Source organism: Bradyrhizobium sp. SMVTL-02 (genome assembly GCF_051853005.1).
In the GTDB taxonomy this organism is placed as follows: Bacteria; Pseudomonadota; Alphaproteobacteria; order Rhizobiales; family Xanthobacteraceae; genus Bradyrhizobium.
The window spans coordinates 6,460,886-6,482,916 of sequence record NZ_CP182469.1; the positions used below are offsets into that span (position 1 = coordinate 6,460,886).

The window sequence follows — 22,031 nt, forward strand, 5'->3', positions numbered from 1 at the left end:
CTAGTCCCTGGCGGAGAGCCACTCAGAGATACCCTTGCTCAGCGAGCCCTGCGACTTGCTCGATACGAACAGGCCGACATGGCCGCCGGGCAGTTCGATTTCCGAATAGTCCTTGGTGCCGACATGCGCGCCGAGTGCCCGGGAGCAGGTCGGCGGAATGATGTGGTCGTTCAGCGCGAAGACGTTGAGGACCGGGGCGGTGAGCTTCGACAGGTCGACGCGCCGTCCCGACAGCTCGAACTCGCCCTTCACGAGCTTGTTGTCCTGGTAGAGATCCTTCAGCCACTGCTTGGCGGCTTCGCCCGGATGGGCGGGCCGGTCGGCAAGCCATTTCTCCATGCGCAGGAAATTCATCAGCTTGGCTTCGTCGTCGATAACGTCGATCAGATCGATATTGTACTTGGTCAGCGAGCGCATCGGCGTCATCAGGGAGAAGACCGAGCTCATGAACTCGCCGGGTAACCCGCCATAAACGTCGACCAAGCGATCGATGTCGGCGCGATCAAGACTGCGCGTCCAGACGTTCAGGAGGCCGTGATGGGCGTCAGGATCGTCACGATCGGCATGGAAGTCGATCGGCGTGATCGTCAGCACCAGGCCCTTGACCTTGTCCGGATGCAGCGCGGCATAGCAGGTGGTGAAGACGCCGCCCTCGCAGATGCCGAGCAGCATGATCTTGTCATGTCCGGTCTCGCGGCAGACGCGCTCGACGGCGGCATGGATGTAGTCGTCGACATAATCGTCGATGGTCAGCCAACGCTCGCTACGGTTCGGCTGGCCCCAATCGACCAGCCAGAGGTCCAGCCCCTGCCGCAACAAACTGCGCACCAGCGAGCGATCCTCCTGAAGGTCGGCCATGGTGTAGCGGCCGATCAGGCCGTAGGCCAGCAGGACCGGCGTCTTCACCTTCTGCTCGGTCAGGGGTGTGTAGCGAAACAGCTCGACCTTATCGCGCCGCATGACGAGCGTCTTCGGAGTAGCGCCGACATCGACGTCTGCGTCCTTTATGGCGGACAACAGCTTGCCGGCCTTGAGCAGCTTGTCGCTCATCTCAGCGAAGCCATCGCCCTTCGGTGCCTGCGGGCTCATGCCTCACCTCCAGCGATCCGTCGCTCCAGGGCGCGGACCTCGCGCCTCAGCTCGGTGATCTGGCGGGTCAGATCGTCGAAATCGCGCTGTGTCGCCATTCCCAGTACGGCGGCGATTGCGTCCGATACCTCTGATTGCCGGGCCCTGAATTCGGTCGCAGCCTGCAATAATTGCTTTTGGGCGACCAAAAACTCCTCTGAGCGCTGATTGGCGATCAGCTCTTCATTGGCAAGATCGTTCCATGCACCGAGCTGCTCGCGCCAGCTGGGGCTGTCGCCCGATTGCGGCATCTTCATCTTGTATTGCTGCGCTGTGCGCATCCAGGGCTTTGAGGCGACAAGCTGGTAGGCGGCAAGCTTGTTTTGCAGCTCGCCCCAGGCCGCCGTCATGTTCGCCAGCTTGCGATCGAAATCGAGGACGTCGGCGAGGCGCGGTCCCTTGGCCATGCGTTCGATCGCCTCGGCGAGGTCGTTGCCGGGGCCGACGCCGAACCCGCTCTCGGCCGCGCGCTTCATGATGAAGGGCAGCATCGAGCTCGACCAGTTTTCGCTGACGCCGGCGGCAGCGCCCGCCATCGCGCGCCAGGAGTCTATCCATTGCGTGGCGAGCGGCCCGAAGGGATTTGCGCCAGAGCTTTCTTCAGCCATGGGCAGCCTGAACATAACGGTTGCTACCGTCACCGAAGGCGGCGCTGTAGATTGCATAGGCATCGTCCAGCGTCAGCTCGCGCGGGTTGTTGACCAGGAGGCGCGTCTGCTTCATCGCATCTTCCGCGAGCTTCTTCAGATCGTCGCGGCCGATCCCCACCGCCGCCAGCGATCCTGGCACGTGGCAATCGCGGCCGATCGCCGTCATTTCGTCGATGAAGGCCCGCGCCTTCTCGGGCACGCTGCCGCGCAGGCCCGGCTTCACGATCTCGGCGAGCTCCGCATAGAGCGGCTCGGCCGCGGTCAAGTTGAACTCCAGCACATGTCGCAGCACGAGCGCATTCGACAGGCCGTGCGGCACGTGGAAGATTGCCCCGATCGGATAAGCGAGCGCGTGAACGGCAGCGACTGGCGCATTGGCGAAGGCCATGCCGGCGAGCATCGAGCCGAGCAGCATCTCCGAACGGGCTTCGAGATCCTTCCCATTCTCGCAGACACGCCGCACATTGGCCGACAACAATGCCAGCGCCTCGCGCGCGAGCTGGTCGGACATCGGGTTCTTCTTGACCTTGCTGGTATAGGCCTCGATCGCATGTACCATGGCATCGATGCCGGTCGCGGCGGTCACTGACGCCGGCAGACCAAGGGTCAGCTCGGGATCGAGGATTGCCCAGTCCGGGATCAGGACCGGCGAGACAACCCCCTTCTTCTCCGCGGTCGGCGTCGTGACGATCGCGATCGGGGTCACCTCGGAGCCTGTGCCGGCCGTCGTCGGCACCAGTAGCAGCGGCAGGCGTTTTCCTTTCGCCAGACCAACGCCATAGATGTCGTCGAGACGATCCGGCGTCCGGGCGAGATAGGCAACGAGCTTTGCGGTATCGAGTGCACTGCCCCCGCCGATCGAGAGCACGAGCTCGATCTCGCCAGCCCGGCACGCATCCGCGGCCGCTTCCACGATATGGGATGGCGGGTCGGCGACTACATCATCGAATATGCTGAGCTCGAGGCCGGCAGCTGCCAGCGCGGCCTCGGCGTCCCTGGTCAGCCCCGCGCCCCGCACGCCCTTGTCCGTCACCAGCATCACGCTACGCGCGCCGTAGCTCGCTACCAGCTCATTGATCTTCCGCGAAGCGCCGGGCTCGAACATGATGTTCGACGGCGCTTGAAAGGTGAATTTCCGGATCATGTTTTCCGCTCCTCCGGGTTTCATCGAATGGCCTGGGACTCAGGCGCGGCGATGCAGCACCACCAATTTTTCCTGGGTCATGTCGCGCATGGTGTAGGGAATGCCGCCGACGCCGTAGCCGGCCTCGCGGCGGCCTGCGAACGGCATCCAGTCCGTCCTGAACGTCGTGGGATCGTTGATCATGACCGCGGATGCGTCCAGTCGTTCACTGGCGCGCAGAGCGACCTCGATGTCCTCGCTGAACACACAGGCCTGGAACGGCACCCGCAGCGAGTTCGCCTGCGCAATGGACTCATCCAGTTGTGAATAGCGGTAGACGCAGACCACCGGCCCGAACACTTCTTCGCGCGACACGCGGGCTCCGAGCGCCGGTTCGATCAAAACCGTCGGCTGCATCAGCGTCGTTGACAGGGGTTCGCCGCCGCTGACGCACTTGGCACCGCCCGCAATGGCCTCCTTCACCCAATCCGCGACCCGATTGACCTCGTTGGGATGAATCAACGGTCCAACCTCGGTTTCGACCGATACGGGGTCGCCGGTCCGCAAGGACGCCACGCGGGCAACGAGACGCTCGTTGAACTCGCTGAAGATGGCTTCGTGCACATAGATGCGCTGGGTCGAGACGCAGACCTGACCGGCATGGTAGAAGCCGCCCTTCACCAGGGGAGTGATGATACGGTCGAGGTCGGCGCTGCGGTCGACGATCGCAGGCGCGATCCCACCGTGCTCGAGCGCTGAGCGGGTCCCGCGCGCGAGCTTGCTGTGCAGCCGCCAGCCGACGCTGGCCGAGCCGATGAAGCTCAGGAAACTGATCCTGGGGTCAGTGGCCAGTTGCTCGGCAAGCGCCGATCCGCGCGGAATGAAGGTCTGACACCAGCCCTCCGGCAGACCGGCCTCGTGCAGCAGCGCAACCAAGTCGCGGCAGCTCAACGGGGTCGCGCTTGCCGGCTTGACGATGACGGGGCAGCCGACCGCAATCGCGGGCGCAACCTGGTGCACGATCAGATTGAGCGGATGATTGAAAGCGGAGATCGCGAACACGACACCGATCGGCTCGCGCGTCGTGAACGCCCAGCGTTTGGTGGACGCAGCCGTAAGGCCCATCGGGACCTCGCGCCCGGCAAAGTTCCGGAGTTCGTCGGCGGCGCAATGCAGGCCGTCGACCGCGCGCACGACCTCGACGTTGGCATCAATGAGCGGCTTGCCGCCCTCGCGCGCAATCTGACGTGCGAAATGCTCGTGTCGCGCCGCCAACAGAGCCGCGGCGCGCCGCAGCACCGCCGCGCGCGCATGGGGAGCGAGCCAGCCGTCGCGGTCGGCGAGCACGCGGAGCGCCGCTTGCAATTTTGCTTCCATCGCATCGGCATCATCGACCGGAACCTCGGCAAACGGAGCCCGGTCGAACGCCTGAACAACCTGCAGCATGGCGTGCCCGTCAGGTCTGTTCGCCGCCGAGCTTGCGATTGCGCAACTCGTCGACCAGAACCTTCGTGTTCTCTGAATAGTCGATCGCAACATCGACGAGATGCACGCCGCCGCCCTTGAATGCCGCTTCCAGCGTCGGCAACAGCCCATCGACGGACGTGACGCGAGAGCCTTTTGCGCCGTAGGACTCCGCATAGCGGACGAAGTCCGGGTTACCGAAAGTGAGACCGAAATCCGGGAAGTCATCCACCGCCTGCTTCCAGCGGATCATGCCATAGGCGCCGTCATTGAGAATCAGAACCACCAAATTGAGCTTGAGGCGGACTGCCGTCTCCAGTTCCTGGCTGTTCATCATGAAGCCGCCGTCGCCGCAGATCGCCATGACGCGGCGGTCCGGATAGAGCATAGCCGCCATCATAGCCGACGGCAGACCAGCGCCCATCGTGGCGAGCGCGTTGTCAAGCAGCAACGTGTTGGCGACATAGGTCCGGTAGTTGCGAGCGAACCAGATCTTGTACATGCCGTTGTCGAGCGCAACGATACCGTTCTCCGGAATCACCTTTCGGACATCGTGTACCAGTCGCTGCGGCGTCACCGGCCAGCGACTCTCGGTAGCCCGATCGGTGATGCGGCCGAGAATACCGTCGCGCAGCGGCAGCAGTGCCTTGGCGTTGTGGAGCTTGCCTTCGAGCCGGTCAGCCAGCAGCTCGAGGCTCGGACCGACATCGCCGACCACCTCGGCATGCGGGAAGTAGACCTGCTCGACGGTCGCCGGCGTGTAGCTGACATGGATGACTTGCGGCCCCTTGGGACCCATAATGAAGGGCGGCTTCTCCACCGTATCGTGGCCGATGGCGATGATCAGATCGGCCTGGTCGATCGCCTCATGCACGTAGTCGCGCTCCGACAACGCTGCGGTCCCCATGTAGAGGTTGGTGCCGCCAGGGACGGTGCCCTTGCCCATTTGCGTGGTGAAGAACGGAATGCCCGTGCGCCGCACGAAGCCGGCGATGCCGAACGTCGAGCGCGGACGGCTGGCGGCGGCCGCGAGCATGATCAGGGGGCGCTTTGCTGCGAGGATCATCTCGGCCGCACGGTCGAGCGCGGCACGGTGTGCGACTGGAATTTCGATCGGATGGATCGGCACCATCGGCACCGGCTCGACCTCGTCGCCAGCGATGTCTTCGGGCAGTTCCAGCAGAACCGGGCCAGGCCGCTCCTCCATAGCGACGCGGAAGGCATCACGCACCAATGTTGGGATGCTGGACGCGCTGACGATCTGCCGCGACAGTTTCGTCAGCGGCTTCATCGAGGCGATGACGTCCACGATCTGGAAGCGCGCCTGGCGGCTGCTCATAATCGCCTTCTGCCCAGTCAGCAGCACCATCGGCATCGCGCCGAGATGGGCGTAGGCCGCGCCCGTCGAGAAGTTCAACGCGCCCGGCCCGAGCGTCGAGATGCAGACGCCGGGCCGACCCGTGAGCCGGCCGTGCGTCGCGGCCATGAACGCCGCCGCTTGCTCGTGACGCGTCAGAACCAGCTCGATCTTCGAGTTGCGGAGGGATTCGACGACATCGAGATTCTCCTCCCCGGGAACGCCGAAGACCCGGTGGACACCCTCGTGTTCCAACGCCGCGACCAGCAGGTCAGAGCCCTTCACCATGTTTCTTCTCCCTGTATTCTTGCCGATCAGGCGAGGCGCTTGATCACGGCGCCGGCGAAATCCGCCGTCGAGACCTTGCCGCCGAGATCGGCTGTCCTCACATTGTCGACCTGCAAAGTCTGCTCGATTGCGATTCGCAGCTTGGTCGCGAGATCGTCCCGCCCGACGTGCTTGAGCATGAGCCCGGCCGCGAGCAGCAGCGCGAGCGGATTGGCGATGCCCTTGCCGGCGATATCAGGTGCCGACCCGTGCACCGCCTCGAAGATCGCAGCCTTCTCACCGATATTGGCGCCAGGCGCCATGCCGAGACCACCAACAAGGCCGGACATCTGGTCGGACAGAATGTCGCCGAACAGATTGGTGGTGACGATGACGTCGAACTGCCACGGGTTCATCACGAGTTGCATGGCACAGGCATCGACGATGCGATCGTCCATCGCGATCCGCCCTTCGTACTCCTTGGCGATTTCGCGGCCGGCCTGAAGGAACAAACCGGTCAGGGCCTTCAGCACGTTGGCCTTGTGGACCACGGTGACTTTCTTGCGGCCATGGGCGAGCGCATATTCGAATGCGAAGCGAACGATGCGGCGTGCTTCCGCATGGGTATTGACACCCGAGGAGATCGCGACCGCATGCGGATCGTCGCCCACCTGGATGAAATGCTCGAATGCGACGTACAACCCCTCGATGTTTTCGCGGACGAGGACGAGGTCAATGTCCTCGTAACGACCGCCGGGCACCATCGTCTTCACCGGACGCAGATTGGCGTAGAGACCGAATTCTTCCCGCAGGCGCACGTTCACCGACCGGAAACCGCCGCCAACCGGCGTCGTCAGCGGCCCTTTCAGGGCAAGCTTGGTGCGGCGGATGCTGTCGATTAGTGCGCCGGGCAAGGGATCGCCTGCGCTCTGGATTCCGGCCATGCCGCCCTGCTGAAGGTCCCACTCGAACGGCGCGCCGAGCGCATCTAGGATGCGGGTCACCGCAGCCGTGATCTCGGGACCGATCCCGTCACCCGGTATCAAGGTTGCCGGAACTTTTCCTGACATGTTCGTTCCCCCTTGTTGATTTGATCCAGGATCACGCCGCAAGCTGGCGCAGCACGTAAGGCAGGATGCCGCCATGCTTGTAGTAGTTGAGCTCGTCGAGCGTATCGATGCGGCAAGTCACCGGGACGTGCCTCACCGTGCCTTCTGCCATCGCGATGTCGATGGTGGCGCGCTGGCCGGGCGTGATGTCGGCTATCCCTTTGATCGAGACCTGCTCGGCGCCGGTCAGGCCAAGGCTTTTCCAGGAGGTGCCCTCGTCGAAGACGAAGGGCAGGATGCCCATGCCAACCAGATTGGAACGGTGAATGCGCTCGAAGCTCTGCGCGATAACGGCGCGCACGCCGAGCAGCTTGGGTGCCCTTTTTGGCCCAGTCGCGCGATGAGCCGTTGCCGTATTCAACGCCGGCGAATACGACCAGAGGCACGTTCTCGCGCTCGTAGCGCATTGCCGCATCGAAGATTGACATCCGGTCGCCGGAAGGCTGACGCACCGCCCAGCCACCTTCTGGCGTAACGCCGCCCTCGTCCTTCACCGCGAAATTCTTGATGCGGATGTTGGCGAAGGTGCCGCGGACCATCACCTCGTGATTGCCGCGCCGCGTGCCGTACTGGTTGAAATCCTCCTGGCGGACCTGCATGCCGCGCAGGAATTCCCCGGCTGGCGAAGATGCCTTGATCGAACCAGCCGGAGAGATGTGATCGGTCGTGATCTTGTCGCCGAGCAAGCCGAGAACGCGCGCCCCCACGATGTCTCCGGTCGGGGCCGGCTTCATCGTGATGCCCTCGAAATAGGGCGGGTTTTGCACGTAGGTCGAAGACATGTTCCAGCGATAGGTCAGGGCCGTCGTGACCTCGACCGCCTTCCAGTTCGCATCGCCCTCAAAGACCTCGGCATATTTGGTCTCGAACAAGCGGCGCGTGACGTTGTCTCGGATGAACTGCTGGATCTCGGCATTCGAGAGCCAGATGTCCTTCAGGTAAACCGGCGCGCCGTCCGACCCGATGCCCAGCGGCTCATTGACCAGATCGACCTGAAGCGAACCGGCCAGCGCATAGGCGACGACGAGCGGTGGCGAGGCCAGATAGTTGGCCTGCACGTCGGGCGAGACGCGGCCTTCGAAATTGCGGTTGCCGGACAAGACAGCCGCAGCGATCACGCCATTATCGTTGATCGATTTCGATATCTCCTTCGGCAGCGGACCGGAATTGCCGATGCAGGTCGTGCAGCCGAAGCCGACGAGATAGAAACCGAGCGCGTCGAGGTCCTTCTGCAGACCCGATTTTTCGAGATACTCCGCCACGACCTGCGAGCCAGGGGCGAGCGAGGTCTTCACCCAGGGCTTTGCAGCGAGCCCTTTGCTCACGGCGTTCCGCGCCAGGAGGCCGGCGCCGATCAGCACCGACGGATTCGAGGTGTTGGTGCAGGAGGTGATCGCGGCAATCACGACATGGCCGTGACCAAGCTTGAATTCCCTACCCTCGACCGCAAATTGCTTGGCGGCCTGGGCTTGCTTGCCATATTCGCTTTCGAGTGCGGTGAGGAAGTTGGTCTTGGCAACGGAAAGGCCGAGACGCCCCTCGGGTCGTTTCGGCCCTGCGAGCGACGGCACGACCTCATCGAGATTGAGTTCCAGCGTATCGGTGAAGACGGGATCGGGCATGCCCGGTGCCCGGAAAAGGCCCTGCGACTTGGTATAGGCTTCAACCAGCGCGATGCGATCGCTGGCGCGCCCAGAGAGATTGAGATAATTCAGCGTCTCTTGATCGACCGGGAAGAAGCCGCAGGTCGCACCGTATTCGGGCGCCATGTTGGAAATGGTCGCACGGTCAGCAAGCGTCATGTGGTCAAGGCCGGGGCCGTAGAACTCGACGAACTTGCTGACTACGCCCTTCTTGCGCAGCATCTGGGTGACGGTAAGCACGAGGTCGGTCGCCAGCACGCCCTCGCGGAGCTTGCCGGAGAGTTTGAAGCCGATCACTTCCGGTACCAGCATCGACAGCGGTTGGCCGAGCATCGCAGCCTCGGCTTCAATGCCACCGACGCCCCAGCCCAGCACGGCTAAACCATTGGCCATGGTGGTGTGGCTGTCGGTGCCGACCAGCGTGTCGGGATAGGCGATCGTCTTGCCGTCGCGCTCGGTTGTCCACACCGTCTGCGCCAGATATTCAAGATTGACCTGGTGGCAAATGCCTGTGCCCGGTGGCACCACGCGGAAATTGGCAAAGGCGCCCTGCCCCCATTTCAGGAAGTTGTAGCGCTCGCCATTCTGCTCATATTCTCTGGCAACGTTGTCGTGCAGAGCTTCCGGGTTGCCGAAATGGTCGACCACGACGGAATGGTCGATGACGAGATCGACCGGAACCAGCGGATTGATTTTCGCCGGATCGCCGCCGAGTTTTTGCATGCCGTCTCGCATGGCCGCGAGATCAACCAGGGCAGGCACACCGGTGAAATCCTGCATGAGCACGCGGGCCGGACGAAAGCCGATCTCCGCGGCCGCCGATCCGCGGTCCTCGGTCCATTTCGCCAGCGCCTCGATATTGGCGCGCGTCACCGATTGGCCGTCCTCGAAGCGCAGCAGGTTCTCGAGCAGAACCTTCAGAGAGAAAGGCAACCGTGAGATACCTGCCAGTCCGTTCTTCTCGGCTTCGGGCAGCGAAAAATAGCTATAGCGCCGTCCATCGACGTCGAGGGTACGCTGGCATCTAAAGCTGTCCAAGACCGTCATGATCACCTCCCGTCGCCCGCACGCCGCCGCGCCAAAGAGGCCGGCGGCACTGCCTACGGAGGGAGGGATGTCTTTGAATGCGCTGACCGTTCCGAGCCGGTTCAGCCACGACGTCCTCCCGCGTTTTTTGAATGCCTGATGGCTATGCTGTCCGCATGCGGCCAGCAACAACCCAGCGCTGTTGGGAGCAGGATAGAGGCGGTTACCTGTCAACAACCTGTCGCGGTGGCCAAGGCAACGAGATGGGCCGGGCTATCGCAACGTCATGCGAGGCGGAGTCTCATCGTGACCCTGAGACCACGAAGGCGCTTGGCCTCGCCGAGTTCGATGGAGCCGCCCATCCGGTCGAGCAACACGCGCACGATCGAGAGCCCCAAACCGCTTCCGTCCGGCGCATCCGGACGGGCGATCCTGTAGAACCGCTCGAACACCTTCTGCCGTTCGGCGGGTGGAATTCCGGGGCCATCGTCTTCGATGTCGACCACGCTTGCGTCGCCATCCCTGGACAATCTCGCGATCACCACCCCGCCGGCTCGCCCGTAGCGGATCGCATTGTCGATCACATTGCCGAAAACCTCGTCGAGCAGAAGCTCGTTGGCATGGACGTACATCTCGTCCTGCTCCACCTCCAGCTGGAGCTCGATGTTGCGCGCCGCCGCAGCTTGCGCCCGCAGAGCGAGGGCTTGTTTCGCCTTCGTGACGAGCGAAATTCTCTCTGCAGGCGATCTGACCAATGCGTCCTCGTCGGCTCGCGCAAGCGTCAGCAATTGCGAAATCATCCGATCGAGGCGGACGACCTGCGCGTCCACCTCCATGACCATCCCGGTCATTTCGCTCGCGCCGGTCAGGCGACGCTTGAGGAGATCCAGATGCGTCCTTAGCGCGGCAAGCGGGGTTCGCATCTGGTGCGACGCATCGGCGGTAAACTGGCGCAAGATCTGGGTCGCGAAGCTGACGCGATCGAGCAGTTCATTAATCGCCTGCGCGGGCGCGAGCGCCTCCTTCGGCACCATGTGCAGATCGAGCGGTTGGAAGTCTTTTGAACCGCTGATTCCACGGCGATCGATCTGCCGCTTCAATTGGGCAAGCGGCCCGAGCCCGCGTTCGACCGCGATCCAGGTGAGCAGGGCGATGACAGCGAGGAGCACAGCTTCGGCCAGGGCAAGCTCGCGGATCATTTCGCGCCAGAGCTGCTCCCGCGCGTGTTCGGTCTCCGCCACAGCAACCAAAACAGGCTTAGCGATTCCATAGACGTGTCGTGATACGGCAGCTATGCGAACGGCGTTGCCGCGGTAGCTATCATCCCAGAAAATCGGCTGTTCCGGTTCGAGTGCCGCACTCTTGGGCGTGGGCAGGTCGTTGTATCCGGTGACCATCTGGCCATCCACGCTCACCTTGTAAAAAATGCTATCGTCGGACTGCGTCTCGAGCATACCCAGCGCCACGCGCGGCAGATCGACGGTAACCTCTCCGTCCTCCACGGCAAGGCGCTCGGCGATCGCCAGCAGCGAGCCCTTCAGCAACCGATCGTGCGTGACCTCAACCACGTGAGAGATGACGAGACTGCCGCCTACCGCCACCGCGATCGCGAGGCAGGAAACGGGAACCAGAAGGCCGAGGAGAAACCGGGTTTTGAGGGACGGCTGACGTCTCGCCATCAGCGTCCTTCCAGGAGATATCCGAGCCCTCGCATAGTGCGGATCCTCGGTCCATCCGAACCGAGCTTCTGGCGAAGACGAGCGATATAGAGCTCCAGCACATTTGGCCCAACCGGCTCGTCGAAGCCGAACACCTCGGCAATCATGCGATCCTTCGGTACCAGCTTGCCGTGGTGAAGCATCAAAATCTTCAGAACCGCCATCTCCCGGCGACGCAGGTCGAGCGGCTTGTCACCGAGGGTCGCACGCCCCATCGCCGGATCGATCACGAGGGATCCACACGTCAAGAGTGGATCGGTACGACCTTGACCGCGTCTGACCAGCGCCCGAACGCGCGCTTCGAACTCCGACAGATCAAACGGCTTGCGAACGTAGTCGTCCGCTCCCAGATCCAGTCCCTTGACCTTGTCTGCGGTGGTATCGCGCGCCGTCAAGATCATGATCGGCACCTTCGACCCACTGGCGCGGACTTGACGCAGAACCTCAAAACCCGAGCTATTGGGCAAGCCGAGATCGAGGACCACAAGGCTGTACGGTTCGGAGATGGCGATCGAAGCCGCCTCGGCGCCATCCGGTTCGTGATCCACCGCAAAGCCCATCGACTTGAGCGAGGTCGAAAGGCCCCGGACAAGAGCCATATCGTCTTCAACGATCAGGATTCTCACGGCGCCTCCCCCGCCAATACTTTCTAGGCTCCGGCGCTTTTGTTTACTTGCACCTTGGCAGATCTCTATCACAGAGCAGGCGCAATGGCATCTCCATCTTTGCAGACACTGCCCGTCTTTCGGTAAATCCGCATAGACCCTCCCTGCGATGCCGATACGCCGGGGCGGCTCGCCGTGACAGGTTGACGACAGCTCAGCTGTCTAGGCTGTCTCATCGCTTTCGCCGAAGCAGCTCTGGACCAACCGCGCTTTCGACTGCCGCCAGATCAGACGGTCCCAACGCAAAGCGCGATCGATGCGCGACACAAGAACCCGCAACCGGGCCAAACAACACGAGATCCACGGGAGGATAACATGACGGCATCCGGACAATCGAAGATCGGGATGGTGCTGCGCGTCACCAGCGGCAACTTCCTGGAGATGTTCGACTTCTTTCTTTCCGGGGTGTTTGCGTCCTACATCGCCAAGGCGTTCTTTCCGCTCGAGAGTCAGTATGCGTCGCTGCTGTTGACGTTCGTCGCCTTCGGCGCCGGCTTCCTGATGCGGCCGCTCGGAGCCATCTTCCTGGGAGCGTACGTCGACCGGATCGGACGTCGTCAAGGCCTGATCGTGACGCTCTCGATCATGGCGTGCGGAACCGTGCTGATCGCATTCGTTCCGAGCTATGCGACGATCGGCATCGCGGCTCCCCTTCTCGTGCTGATCGGAAGATTGTTGCAGGGTTTTTCGGCGGGAGTCGAGCTGGGCGGCGTTTCCGTCTATCTCTCCGAAATGGCGACCCCTGGCCACAAAGGGTTCTATGCCAGCTGGCAATCGGCGAGCCAGCAAGTGGCGATCATCGTGTCGGCGGCATTCGGCTTCGCGCTCAACGCCTGGCTTTCTCCGCAGCAGGTCGACGACTGGGGATGGCGGATCCCGTTCTTCGTCGGCTGCATGATCGTGCCGTTCGTGTTCTTCATCCGGCGTTCGCTCCAGGAGACGGACGAGTTTCTGGCGCGCAAGCATCATCCGACCGTCGGTCAGATCTATCGATCGATCCTCGCAAACTGGGCGATCGTGCTGTGCGGCATGATGATGGTGATCATGACGACGGTTTCCTTTTACCTCATCACGGTCTACACGCCCACGTTCGGGAAGTCCGTTTTGAAGCTCTCCGCCACCGACAGTCTGTTGGTGACGATCTGCGTCGGCATTTCGAACTTCTTCTGGCTTCCGGTGATGGGAGCCTGGTCGGACAAGATCGGCCGCAAGCCGATCCTCGTGGGCTTCTCGTTACTTGGCCTCGTCTCGGCCTATCCCGCTCTCTCCTGGCTCGCCGCCGAGCCGACTTTCGGCAAGATGCTGGCCGTCGAACTGTGGTTGTCCTTCATCTATGCGAGCTACAATGGGGCGATGATCGTCGCGCTGACGGAGGTCATGCCGGTCGGCGTGCGCACGTCCGGCTTCTCCCTCGCCTACAGCCTGGCGACGACATTTGGAGGCTTTACGGCAGCCATCTGCACCTGGCTGATTGCAGTGACCGGCGATAACGCTGCCCCCGGCTGGTGGATGAGCGCCGCGGCAGCATGCGGCCTGGTTGGGACCCTGTTGGTCTATCGAACGCAGGCCGTTACGACGGCATCCGAAGTCTCGGCCAGTTTGAATACGGTCGGGACCTGAAAGGCGACCCGTCATGTATGAACAGCCCCAACGTGACTTGTTGCGTTCCATTCGTCCGGGTTGGCTTGTTGCGGTAGCGGTCCTTGTTGCCACCCTCTGCGCACCGAGGGCTCAAGCGGCGGAAATCCGGGTCATGATCTCTGGCGGCCTCAGCGCCGCCTACAAGGAGCTGGTTCCGCAATTCGAAAAGACGACTGGCAACACCGTCATCACGTCTTACGGGCCTTCGATGGGAACCACGGAGAATGCAATCCCCATTCGCCTGGCCCGGGGCGAGCCTGCCGACGTTCTGATCATGGTGGGTGACGCGCTTGGTGTCATGATCTCCAAGGGATATGCCGATGCCGGCAGCCGAGTGGACCTGGTGCGCTCCCCGATTGGCATGGTCGTTCGAGCAGGCGCTGCGAAGCCCGACATCTCGACCCCGGAGGCGCTCAAGGCAGCCCTTCTCGCGGCCAAGTCGGTCGCCTATTCCGACAGTGCCAGCGGCGTCTATGTGGGGACAGAACTCTTCAAGAAGCTTGGCATCGCCTCGGAGATGGAAGGCAAGGCCAGGATGATCCCTGCAGATCCCGTCGCCGGCATCGTCGCGCGCGGTGACGCCGAGCTCGGCTTTCAGCAAATCAGCGAATTGCTGCCAATCCCGGGCGCCGAGTTGGTTGGGCCGCTGCCACCAGAACTCCAAAAGATCACGATCTTCTCGGCTGCGCTCACCAAGGACGGCAAGGCGCGCGAGCAGGGCAAGGCCCTCATCGACTTCCTTGCTTCACCGGCAGCGGCCCCTGCACTCGTGAAATCCGGCATGGAGCCGATCGCTCCCAGCCGATAGAATGTCCGGGGTACCGAAAGCGCCCGGCCTTTTCTTCGGACGATGGCCGCCTCTATACTGCCTGCTTTAGACGTCGGCTGGCGGACCTGTTGCGATGAGCGCCTCGGCCGGTCGGCGTCCGGCGGATCGAGGCAGTTCGGATGCTGAGGAGTAGGTTACATTTCGTAGCCTTAACCGTCCTGTTCGCCCTCGCGGCCAAACCGGCGAGCAGCCAAGAGGACCAGGTTCGCAGCGACCCGCTTGACCGGGACCGGCTGTCGGTCGGCTCGGGTACGGAGGGCGCGGTTCGCATCGTCTCGACGTCGGACACCATCGAGGTGAAAGGCCTGCTCGGCGAGTGGCATCGCTTACACCCCGATATTCGCGTCGATTACATCCATCAGAGCTCCCTCGAGGTCTACGAGGACGTCGTCAGATGTCGGGAGCGCGGTCAATGCGCCGACATTGTGTGGAGTTCGGCCATGGACTTGCAAGTCAAGCTCGTGAACGACGGCTATGCCCAACCGTTCTCGCCGCCCGACTCCGATCGGATCCCCGATTGGGCCATCTGGAGGAAGCAGGCCTTCGGAATTACCGCCGAACCGATCGCTCTCGTCTACAATAAAAGGCTGGTCCCGCCGGAGGATGTTCCGCGCACGCGAGCCGATCTGCTGAAGTTGTTGACCACGAAGCGCAGCCACTATCAGGGCAAAGTGGCCTCATACGATGCCGAACTGAGTGGTACCGGATTTCTCTTCTTCAGCAACGATGTGCAGATCACTCCGAACACTTGGAGCCTGATCCGCGGCCTCGGACAGGCCGGCGTTCGGCTTTACACCTTCAGCCATACGATCCTCGATCGGGTGGCGAGCGGAGAACACCTGCTCGCCTACAACATGATCGCTTCATACGCTCTCGAACGCGCAAAGGACGATCCGTCGATCGGTGTGACCCTGTTCACGGATTACACCGCGCTGATTACGCGTATCGCAATCATCCCGAAGAGCGCGCCGCATCCGGCGGAGGCCGCTCTTTTCATGGACTTCCTGCTTTCGCGGAACGGTCAGGAGCAATTGGCGGCACGCTCGTTCGGAACGGTGCGCTCCGACCTCCCGAGCGGCCTTAGGGCAACCGTGCAGGAGAACACGCTCCGTCCTATCCGCGTCGGGCCGGACCTCCTGGCGAACCTCGATCAATCGAAGCGAAAAGCATTCTTCCGCGAATGGCGCCGCGCGTTGGATGGCCGGTGACGCCGAGCCGCTAGTGCAGCGCCTGCAAATCCAGCTGATCCGCGGTCTTGGTCGCGACGAAGTTCATCATCGGGCGCTGCACGGCTTCGGCAATCTCTTCCGGCATCCCTGAAGTCGTTCTTCTGTCCCTTGCTATAGGGGCGGACATATTTGGCCGGCATCAACCTGGCATGCCTCCTCTCTTTGTCTCGACGTGCCATAGACTTTAATCGGGTCGTCGCGCTTTCACTCGGCTTTTCAATCCGGAAGGCCCTATGAAGTCTCATGAGTCTTCCACGGCACGCGGCAGAGTGAACTGAAACACTGCGCCTCGAGGTTGATTGGCCTCTGCCCACAACCGTCCGCCATGGGCATCGATGATTGATCTGCAAATTGAAAGACCCATTCCGAGTCCGCTGGACTTAGTCGTGTGAAATGGTTTGAAGATTTGATCGAGATGTTCAGGATCAATTCCTGGTCCTGAATCACGCACCGCAATGAGGATGCCCCCCGTCGGGCTTGGCTCGGAGCTGATCGTCAGCTCACGCGCTTCTTCCTCGGCCGAGCTCATTGCGTCCAAGGCGTTCAAGATCAAATTGAGGAACACCTGTTGCAGTTGAACGCGATCGCCGTGAACGCAAGGCATTTGATCCGCAAGGGAGGTGCGAACGGACACTCTATTCTTGTCTATTGCGCCTCGTACCATTACGAGCACCTCATCAATCGCCTCATTGACGTCGAAAGGCTCGATTCGTGGAGGCGCTTTCTTGATGTGATCACGAATGCGGCCGATAATGTCCTTGGCTCGATCGGCATCCCTGACGATGCACCCAAGCGCTTCCATGACTTCAGCCAGATTTGGCGGACTCATTTCCAAAAATCGCATTCCCGCACGAGCATTGTTGCGGGCGGTGGCGATCGGATGCAGAATCTCGTGGGCCAGCGAAGCGGTCAGCTGTCCCATTATGCTCACACGGCTCATGTGCGCGAGATCCAATTCTAACTGACGCAATCGCTCGCGCTCCTCTTGCGCCTGTCTCTGGTCGGTGACATCGACGGCCGCGCCCATGACTTCAACGACCTCGCCGGACTGATTGAGAATGGGACGGCCTATTGCGTGGACTTGCTTGGTCGTGCCGTCGGGAAGCACGATGCGGAAATCGAAATCTGTCTCCCCGCCACAAGCGACGACCGACCTACTTTCTAACCAAACGGCTCGATCTCCCGGATGAATTCGCTCGATCACCGCCTCAAGGGACGGGATGCCCCCCGCCGGATCGAAGCCGAACAGGTGGTATCGCCCTTTCGACCAGTGGGTGATCTCGTTTGCCGCCGGCCTCCAGGCCCAGCTGCCCATCTTACTCAGTGTTTCGGCTGCCGCTAGGTAGGTCTCGCTGAGGCGTCTAGCCTCGTCCGCTCTCTTGCGGTCGGTAATGTCGCGCGCGACGCCGCGATAACCGATAAAAGTCCCCGATTTATCGAACATCGGCAGCCCGGAGACGGAGATGTATCTCTTGCCCCCGTCGGCCGAAGGACGCGCTACCTCGAAATCGCGGAAGGGTTGGTGGGCCTCCCGAGCCTCGCGATGCTTGCGCCAAGCCTCGGCATCCGGCTCCAGGAAAGGCAATTCCCACGGCCTTTTGCCGATCGGACTGGCGTAGGCATCGACCCATTCGGGGCTTTGCGGTTGCAGGAAAGCTACGTCCGGACCAAACTCCTGACGGGTGAAGCGATGTTGTGCGTCGGTCTCCCAATACAGGTCGAAGGAGAATTGGACGAGAGCACGAAAGCTCTCCTCGCTCTCCCGCAGCTCAACCTCTGCCTTCTTTCGCTCGGTTATGTCCCGTCCGACGCCGCGGTAGCCCAAAAAGCGCCCGCTCTCGTCGAACATTGGCAGACCGTAGACGGACACGTACCGCTTACCGCCATCAGGCGTGGGGCGCGCGAGCTCGAAATCTCGGAACGGCAGGTGGGCGTCGAGTGTCTGTCGGTGTCGCTGCCAGGCCTCCTCGTCGGGTTCCAGGTAGGGTACCTCCCAGCGAGTCTTGCCGAGTTCGGAGCCCGGCGCCGGCGCGTCAGAAAGGCCTTCGGCGAACACTTGCCGAGTGAAGCGATGCTGCTCGTCAGTCTCCCAATACACGTCGAAGGAGAATTGGATGAGAGTACGAAAGCGCTCCTCGCTGTCACGTAGTTCTCGCTCGGCTTTTTTGCGCTGAGTGTTGTCAAGGATCGTGCCCAGTATGGCGAGCTTGCCATTATGCTCGATTGCGCCGCCATGAACTTCAGCTGGAAAGACCGAGCCGTCTTTGCGGAGGGCCCGGAACTCGTAGTGGACCTCTTCCACTTCACCTTCGGACCGGCGGCGAATGTTCTCCGTCACAAGCGGTCGGTCGTCAGGATGTACAAGGTCTAGGGGCCCAAGATTGTGCACCACCTCCTCGGTCGTGTACCCAAACATGTTCGCGAACGCAGGGTTTACGTGTCCAAAGCGACCGCCTTCAATAAGGTAGATGCCGGTAAGCGACGATTCCGATAACACGCGGAATTTTTCCCGGCTCTCGAGTAGTTCAGCCTCGACACGCTTGCGATCTGTGATGTGTCGCCCCACGCCGCGGTAGCCGGTAAAGTGCCCTGCATGATCGAAGACCGGCAATCCCGAGACCGCCGCCCAACGCACGCCACCATTGGGCGTCGGCCTCGCGTATTCCAAATCGCGGAACGGCAGGTGCGCGTCGAGCATCTCGCGGTGTTTGCGCCAGCCCTCTTCGTCAATCCCCAGATAAGGCACCTCCCAGCGCGTCTTGCCGAGCTCGGAACCCGGCAATGGGCCGTCGGTGACCCGCTCGGAGAACTCCTGCCGAATAAAGCGATGCTCAGCGTCGGTCTCCCAGTACACGTCAAAAGAGAATTGCAGGAGGGTGCGGAAGCGCTCTTCACTCGCCCGCAGCTCATCCTCAGCCCGCTTGCGCTCGGTGATGTCGCGGTCGAGGGAAACGGCGCGCAACTGGCCCTCGTGCCAGAGCGGCCGGATGCGAACCTCGACGGGAAACACGGTTCCATCTTTCCGGCGGTGACGACCATCGAAGGCAACGATTTTCCCCGCCCGAAGACGTTCCCGGATGCGCTTCAGAAGCGCCGGTGTCAGATCCGGACCGAAGTCGAACGCGGTCATCCCGATCAGTTCGTCGCGGCGATAGCCAAGGTTTTCGCACGCCTGGCGATTCGCATCGAGAACGGTTGCATCCTCATCGTAGAGAAAGAACGCATCGGATGCGTGGTCCACCAAGGTGCGGTATCGATTAAGCGCTTCTTCCAAATCCCGTGATTTGTCCTGCACCTCTTTGAACAGCCGCGCATTCTCGATGGCAATGACCGCTTGGTCTGCGAAAGTCTGTAGCAACTCGATGTGATGCGCAGCAAACGAGCCAACGGTCTGCCGGCTCACCGCGATCACACCAATCGACATGCCGGAGCTCTTCAGAGGCACGTACAATACGCTCCTAAAGCCGCGCAACCGCCCCAATTCCTTCAATCGTTCGTTGGGGTTGTCTTCGATATCAGCGATCTGAAGCACGTGTCCGGCCAGCGCGACCGCAAAATGATCGGCAATCGGACGGGGGAAGCTGGCACGCAGCAAAGCGTCCCCGGCCGGAGTTACCGACTTGGCCGCCTCGAGATGAACCATGCCGTCAACAAATCGATACACGCCAGCGGAAAAGCCGCCGATCAGCCGGGCGGCATTGGCAACGATGGCCTCGAACACCGGCTGCACGTCGGACGGCGAACTCGCAATGACTTTCAATATTTCGGCCGTCGCCGCCTGCTGCTCGCGGGCGTCTTTCAATTCTGTGTCAGGAGCTGTGGTGCACTTCAGTCGGGCGGCGGGCCGAACGGGCCGCTTTGCCTTGGCGCGGCTGCGGCCCTTCACGGGGCCAGCCTTGCGCGCTTTCGCCGCGCCCCTTTCGCCGCTCGCTTTTGCTGACCGTCCCATATCAGTCCCCAGCGGGTTTGAAGGGCCATCTTATCGGACGGAACGCGTTCGGAAAGGGGTCGAACGAGCCAGGATCTTGCTCTCCAGCTCGATGTCCGCTTGGGGTCTTGGCCGTGTAAAAACAAACAAGGCCGTCAGTCTTGAAGCCAGGGACCGCCACCGGACGCGTACACATCGGCCGACACCAAAGCTCATGAACCTCAGCCGCTGAGACAATTGAGCGGAGGTTCCACAACAAGGACGCACTCGGGAGAAAGATGCTGCCAATTGTGCGGGATGAAAGCGGGCAAGATGCACGCCGGCCGGGGTTGACCGCATCCTGTCAAAGAAGCGCTCGACCGTGCAACCTATCCGCGGAGAAGGGCAACAGAACTAAGCCAAAGCTCATTCAGCCACCCAAACCTGGTACGTCGTGGCACAAATATTTAGTAGATCGCTTTCGGCTTCTCGCCAAATATCCGGCCAATGAGTTTGGATGGCGAGAAACGCACCATAGCAGCTCTGGTACAACGGTTGTGCTGCCAGTCTTGCCTGCTCTTGACCATGACGGGCACACTCGCAATGCGGCGAGGAAGCAGCGAGACGCCTTAAGGACCGATGCAGTGTACAAAACGTATGTGCCGGCTTTGGCGGCATTCGGAGGATCAACCGTCGGGGTGGTCTCGACGCTGCTTACTGGATGGGTCACCAAGCGCCGCAAGAGCCAATGGCGTCGCCACGCCCACGCGTTTTCCGCGCGTGAAAAGCTCTATCGGAGCTTCATCGAGGAGGCATCGCGGCTGTATGCGGATGCGCTCACCACCGATAAGTCCGAAATCTCGCAGTTCGTCCATCTTTATGCGCTGGTTGGACGCATGAGGATGGTCTCGAACGACGAGGTGGTTCTCGCCGCGGAGAAGGCGGGCCGCCTGATCCTCGAGACCTACACGTCGCCTAACCGATCGCTTGTCGATCTGCCGAAGCTTATCGATGATGTAGATCCGTTGCGCGAGTTCAGCCAAGCCTGTCGGCGCGAATTGCAGGCCGTACCCTCTCGCTGAGGATCGAAAACGATGCCAGAGCATGTCAACGAGCCGGCCGGTGCATCATCTCCCCGTGAGCACCGGCTGCCAAAGCCGGGCGCACAAGTGTCTTCCAGCAGGGCGCCTTACTCGTTCCAGGCGCCTGAACTGCTCGACGGAGCTTGAGCAGCTCAAAACCCGTTCAATCAACAGGAGAAACTTCGTGAACAAGGTTACACGCCGCAATCGACCTGATGGCCAACTCGCTTTGCCCGAGCGGCGCCACCGACCACGCGACGAGCTTACCTGCGCCAGTCAGGGAGTCTCCTTTAGTGTACGAGCGAGACATGCCGTTCTGCTAGGTTCGATCGGCGCTTTTGCGGGCTTCGCCGCAATGTCTACTGCACTGGCTCAGGATGCGCCGCCGGTCAGCGACCAAGCCGGTGCTGCGATTTCGCAGTTGGACAAGACCCTTTCTGCTCCGGACTTGTCGTTTTCGGCAAGAACGATCAGGGTTTACCTTGATCAATTCGGGCAACCGCTTCACATCTTTCACACGATGAAAGTCACGATGCGCCGTCCTGATCGAATCAAGATTCAGGTCAGCGGGGATGACGGTGCGCAAGATCTATTCTATGACGGCAAGTCGGTCACCATCTCTACGCCCGAGACCAATACTTACGCGTTGCTCTCCGCACCGGGAGGTATCTCAGCGGCCGCGAACGAGGTCCTCGACAAGCTCAAAGTCGATTTTCCGCTGGTCAACTTCTTTGCCGTCACAACCGAGCAGTCACTCTTGAACGGGGTTGTGGGCGGCTGGCAGGTCGGTACGGACAAGGTTGACGGCGTCGAATGCCGACACTTGTTCTTTTACAAGAGAGGCGGCACCGATCTGGAATTGTGGATCGAGAACAATGCCGCAGCCGTGCCGCATCGTCTCATAGTCACATACCGCCTGCTTCCGGGTCAGCCGAGCTTCACGGCGGAGTTCACGAACTGGGACAGCCGGGTTCGTGCAGCCGATTCGGTATTTGCGTTCCAGGCTCCCCCCGGAGCGAAACAGGTTGAGCTCACTCCGGTCAATGCGTCGGCACAACAAGGGAGGCGGTGATGAAGCGACTGGCACTGACACTCGCCGGTCTTCTCATTTTTGCTGCAGCAGATTCGGATGCGGCCTTTGCGCAATTTGGTCCGCCGCCCGGTGGGCCGCCGATGGGGGGTCCCCCGCGCCC

General features: G+C 61.7%; 14 protein-coding genes and 2 pseudogenes. 5 read left to right on the forward strand and 11 right to left on the reverse strand.

Translation table 11 applies throughout. The features are described from left to right. From phaC to ACNJYB_RS30900, 9 genes and pseudogenes are all read right to left on the reverse strand, one after another. Entirely contained in the window at nt 1-1,089 is a 1,089-nt protein-coding gene (gene phaC, locus ACNJYB_RS30860) for a class III poly(R)-hydroxyalkanoic acid synthase subunit PhaC (RefSeq protein WP_439370316.1), read from the reverse strand. After that, on the reverse strand, nt 1,086-1,736 hold the full coding sequence (locus tag ACNJYB_RS30865) for a poly(R)-hydroxyalkanoic acid synthase subunit PhaE (RefSeq protein ID WP_439370317.1): 651 nt from the start codon (nt 1,734-1,736) through the stop codon (nt 1,086-1,088). The genes phaC and ACNJYB_RS30865 overlap by 4 nt, the downstream gene beginning before the upstream one ends. Then, the gene (locus ACNJYB_RS30870; RefSeq protein ID WP_439375684.1) at nt 1,729-2,919 is read right to left on the reverse strand and encodes an iron-containing alcohol dehydrogenase; all 1,191 of its coding nucleotides are present in this window, start codon (nt 2,917-2,919) and stop codon (nt 1,729-1,731) included. Before ACNJYB_RS30870 ends, ACNJYB_RS30865 begins: the two co-directional genes overlap by 8 nt. A 42-nt stretch (nt 2,920-2,961) precedes the next feature. Beyond that, nucleotides 2,962-4,347, reverse strand: coding sequence for an aldehyde dehydrogenase family protein (locus ACNJYB_RS30875; protein ID WP_439370318.1), 1,386 nt, complete (start codon nt 4,345-4,347; stop codon nt 2,962-2,964). 10 nt (nt 4,348-4,357) lie between these two features. Further along, the gene (locus tag ACNJYB_RS30880) at nt 4,358-6,010 is read right to left on the reverse strand and encodes an acetolactate synthase large subunit (protein WP_439370319.1); all 1,653 of its coding nucleotides are present in this window, start codon (nt 6,008-6,010) and stop codon (nt 4,358-4,360) included. 26 nt (nt 6,011-6,036) lie between these two features. Beyond that, nucleotides 6,037-7,059 carry an isocitrate/isopropylmalate dehydrogenase family protein gene (locus tag ACNJYB_RS30885; RefSeq protein WP_439370320.1) on the reverse strand — a complete coding sequence of 341 codons (1,023 nt, stop codon included), beginning with the start codon at nt 7,057-7,059 and terminating at the stop codon, nt 6,037-6,039. A 31-nt stretch (nt 7,060-7,090) separates the two neighbouring features. After that, a pseudogene (acnA, locus tag ACNJYB_RS30890) lies at nt 7,091-9,788 on the reverse strand (aconitate hydratase AcnA). A gap of 263 nt (nt 9,789-10,051) precedes the next feature. Then, nucleotides 10,052-11,446 carry a sensor histidine kinase gene (locus ACNJYB_RS30895; RefSeq protein WP_439370321.1) on the reverse strand — a complete coding sequence of 465 codons (1,395 nt, stop codon included), beginning with the start codon at nt 11,444-11,446 and terminating at the stop codon, nt 10,052-10,054. Next, nucleotides 11,446-12,111 (reverse strand): response regulator, encoded by a 666-nt coding sequence (locus ACNJYB_RS30900; protein WP_439370322.1) that lies wholly within the window; start codon nt 12,109-12,111, stop codon nt 11,446-11,448. Before ACNJYB_RS30900 ends, ACNJYB_RS30895 begins: the two co-directional genes overlap by 1 nt. Nucleotides 12,112-12,465: 354 nt before the next feature. Here ACNJYB_RS30900 and ACNJYB_RS30905 point away from each other — a divergent pair, with 354 nt between their 5' ends. The 3 genes from ACNJYB_RS30905 to ACNJYB_RS30915 all read left to right on the forward strand — a co-directional run bounded on the left by ACNJYB_RS30905 (nt 12,466) and on the right by ACNJYB_RS30915 (nt 15,828). Next, nucleotides 12,466-13,770 carry an MFS transporter gene (locus ACNJYB_RS30905; protein ID WP_439370323.1) on the forward strand — a complete coding sequence of 435 codons (1,305 nt, stop codon included), beginning with the start codon at nt 12,466-12,468 and terminating at the stop codon, nt 13,768-13,770. 13 nt (nt 13,771-13,783) lie between these two features. Further along, nucleotides 13,784-14,599 (forward strand): substrate-binding domain-containing protein, encoded by an 816-nt coding sequence (locus ACNJYB_RS30910; protein WP_439370324.1) that lies wholly within the window; start codon nt 13,784-13,786, stop codon nt 14,597-14,599. A gap of 140 nt (nt 14,600-14,739) precedes the next feature. After that, nucleotides 14,740-15,828 (forward strand): ABC transporter substrate-binding protein, encoded by a 1,089-nt coding sequence (locus ACNJYB_RS30915; protein ID WP_439370325.1) that lies wholly within the window; start codon nt 14,740-14,742, stop codon nt 15,826-15,828. Nucleotides 15,829-15,841: 13 nt separating this feature from the next. Here the strand turns inward: ACNJYB_RS30915 and ACNJYB_RS30920 are convergent. Together ACNJYB_RS30920 and ACNJYB_RS30925 are read right to left on the reverse strand one after the other, a co-directional pair. Then, a pseudogene (locus ACNJYB_RS30920) lies at nt 15,842-15,998 on the reverse strand (IS110 family transposase); the annotation flags it as partial. A 92-nt stretch (nt 15,999-16,090) separates the two neighbouring features. Next, on the reverse strand, nt 16,091-19,651 hold the full coding sequence (locus ACNJYB_RS30925) for a PAS domain S-box protein (RefSeq protein WP_439370326.1): 3,561 nt from the start codon (nt 19,649-19,651) through the stop codon (nt 16,091-16,093). 749 nt (nt 19,652-20,400) lie between these two features. Between ACNJYB_RS30925 and ACNJYB_RS30930 the strand changes: the two genes are divergently transcribed. Further along, nucleotides 20,401-20,838: a hypothetical protein gene (locus tag ACNJYB_RS30930; protein WP_439370327.1), complete on the forward strand. Its 438-nt coding sequence runs from the start codon at nt 20,401-20,403 to the stop codon at nt 20,836-20,838. Nucleotides 20,839-21,022: 184 nt separating this feature from the next. Continuing rightward, nucleotides 21,023-21,910, forward strand: a complete 888-nt coding sequence (locus ACNJYB_RS30935) for a DUF2092 domain-containing protein (RefSeq protein WP_439370328.1) — start codon at nt 21,023-21,025, stop codon at nt 21,908-21,910. Nucleotides 21,911-22,031: the final 121 nt, after the last annotated feature.